We start from the raw sequence: 2,414 nt of genomic DNA, 5'->3' as shown, positions 1-2,414 counted from the left end.
CCTCAACTATCTAGTTCAAGACCCTAATTGATTCCATCAACTTAACAACACAAAAATTCTGAAAACTTATTTTGTTGTGATGTTTTCACTTTTTTCTCCTTCACAATTCTAGGTGCTTTAAATTTACCCTTTACTTTCTTCCCCCCCCCAAAACCTCAATCGGCCTCTTCTGAAAACTATAGATCAAATAAATCAGGGAAGGAAGGATAAAGACACTTCCTACAATCAAGGCAATGCCAAGCGCATTCATAGTTGCCAATCCGGCAGCGGCTTCTTTCAGGCTTATGTCGCCATCTTTAAAGATCATGATAGATGGATGGATGCTGTAAAACAGGGCAAAAAGGATCATACTGACCTGAAAGCCCGCCAAAATCCATAGTGAAAACAAAAAACAGAAATATTGAAAACGAATAAATATTTATCTACTTTAGACAAATTCAAAATCTTTTCAGGCTAGGGAGTTAAAATGTAAAAGGAAATAATGTACAATATGAAATGACCAACTTAATTTCAATCGAAGAAGTAAGTAAGCGTTATGAAACATCGGGAAGTCGGCCCTTGTTGGTCCATGCTTCCGATATGGAATATTATATCTGTAAGTATCCTTTTCACCCAGGTGATGCAAAATTACTCAATGAATATCTAGGTTATCATTTTGCAAAGATTTGGGATATACAAATCCCTGAATTGGGAATATTAAAGCTTAGACCTGAACATCTACCCCAATCAATGTTGGGTATGCAACTTAGTTACCACTCAATAATCAAACCTCTTGTTGGTTTGAAGTTAGTTCCTGATGTGATTGAAATTTTAGATTCAATTTCAGAGGGTATTTCTAACAATGATTTAAAAAAATATAACCGACTGGAATTCTTGAAAATTGCGTTATTTGATTTATGGATTTCCAATGAAGACCGAAATTGTGGAAATATGAACCTTTTGGTAAATTTTCAAAATGAGGTAATTTCTCCTATCGCAATCGATCATGAAAAAATTTTCAACAGTGGAACTTTATTTGGTGAGATTTATGCTCTAACTTATGAAGATTCATTATTTTATTCCTTGTTATTCCATAGGTTATTCCGAAACCGTAACAAAAATAATTTAAAATTATTTGATGAGATAGGCTCATCTTTGCAAATTAACGTTTCTAATTGTCAAGACCATTTGACATCAATTGTTGACGGAATACCCGAAGAATGGGGTTATAATAAAGATGAAATATATAAAAATTTGTTCCACAGTGTGTTTTCCCAAAATTGGATAGAAGAAGTAGGAAAAACTTATAGGGAATTTATTTCACTAATGACTCAAAATCGATGAAAAGTACATACTCTATTATATATTCACCTGTATCCGCCGTTTCGGAGGAAAGAATCAATCTTGGATTGCTTATGATTGATGATCAGGGAACAGGAATGCTCAAATATTCTCATGAAAAGTTAAACATGATAAAAAACTTTTTTTCAGAAGATGGATTCAAACTTTTGAAATCAATCCTTAATACTCTAGAGAAAAATTTTAATCATGAACAGAATGAACTGCTGACCAGAAAGGAAATTAAATCAGACCTTATCCACTACTTTGCTTATTACACCAATAACTTAATTTCTTTTTCTTCTCCAAAAGAGATTGGGTTGGAATTGGATGAAAATAACTTTGCACAATTGTTCACAAAGTGGGTGTTTAAGTCTGAAGTTCATAAGCAAAAGCAAATAATTTATCCAAGTATAAAAAAGGCAAAAGAGAATTTCATTCCCAAAGTTCAAAATAGGGTTAACATCGATTACAAATTAAATGCTGACGAATTTGATTTTATGGTATTCAATATGCAGATTGATATGATAGGCAAAAATGATAGACCTGTTTTGACTCAGTTTTTTGATTTTCAAGCGAATCCTACCTCCCTTAAAAATAAAATCAATGAATATGTAAGTATCATCAAGCCTTTGGAGTTGAAAGAAATGAAGGTTGGGAAATTTTTTATGGTGGGACAAGAGCCTGATAAAGATTACCAAAATCAACATGTAATTTGGAATCACCTCCAAGATTCCCCTTTAATAAAAAATAAAATTTTGGAAATTATCCCTCCCTCTGAATTAGAATTAATTGAATCCTATTTTGAGGAGCATGAAGTTAGGCATTTTGTAGAACCTGATTAAGGGGTTATTTATTCAAAAAAAATGATCATCATAAAAATTAGAAGTATTTTTCGGATTTAGATCCCAGCTGTCCAGCTGTTCGGGGTTTGCAATCCTGAACCCAGATAATGAGGATTTGCAATCCTCAACTATCTAGTTCAAGACCCTAATTGATTCCATCAACTTAACAACACAAAAATTCTGAAAACTTATTTTGTTGTGATGTTTTCACTTTTTTCTCCTTCACAATTCTAGGTGCTTTAAATTTACCCT

At 32.7% G+C, this 2,414-nt stretch carries 3 protein-coding genes; 2 read left to right on the top strand and 1 reads right to left on the bottom strand.

The genetic code is table 11. The features are described from left to right. Positions 1 to 130: 130 nt before the first annotated feature. The gene (locus ACEW8O_RS12160) at positions 131 to 388 is read right to left on the bottom strand and encodes a hypothetical protein (RefSeq protein ID WP_373494899.1); all 258 of its coding nucleotides are present in this window, start codon (positions 386 to 388) and stop codon (positions 131 to 133) included. 107 nt (positions 389 to 495) lie between these two features. Between ACEW8O_RS12160 and ACEW8O_RS12155 the strand changes: the two genes are divergently transcribed. Both ACEW8O_RS12155 and ACEW8O_RS12150 read left to right on the top strand, forming a co-directional pair. Beyond that, a complete protein-coding gene (locus ACEW8O_RS12155) occupies positions 496 to 1,323 on the top strand; it encodes a HipA family kinase (RefSeq protein ID WP_373494898.1) in 828 nt (275 codons plus the stop codon). Beyond that, complete coding sequence (locus ACEW8O_RS12150) at positions 1,320 to 2,162, top strand: hypothetical protein (protein ID WP_373494897.1); 843 nt, start codon at positions 1,320 to 1,322, stop codon at positions 2,160 to 2,162. The genes ACEW8O_RS12155 and ACEW8O_RS12150 overlap by 4 nt, the downstream gene beginning before the upstream one ends. Positions 2,163 to 2,414 lie beyond the last annotated feature (252 nt).

The sequence above is a fragment of the Aquiflexum sp. genome (genome assembly GCF_041749095.1).
GTDB lineage: Bacteria > Bacteroidota > Bacteroidia > Cytophagales > Cyclobacteriaceae > Aquiflexum.
The sequence above is the reverse complement of the archived record's forward strand: the minus strand, read 5'-3'. Positions and strand labels throughout refer to the sequence as shown.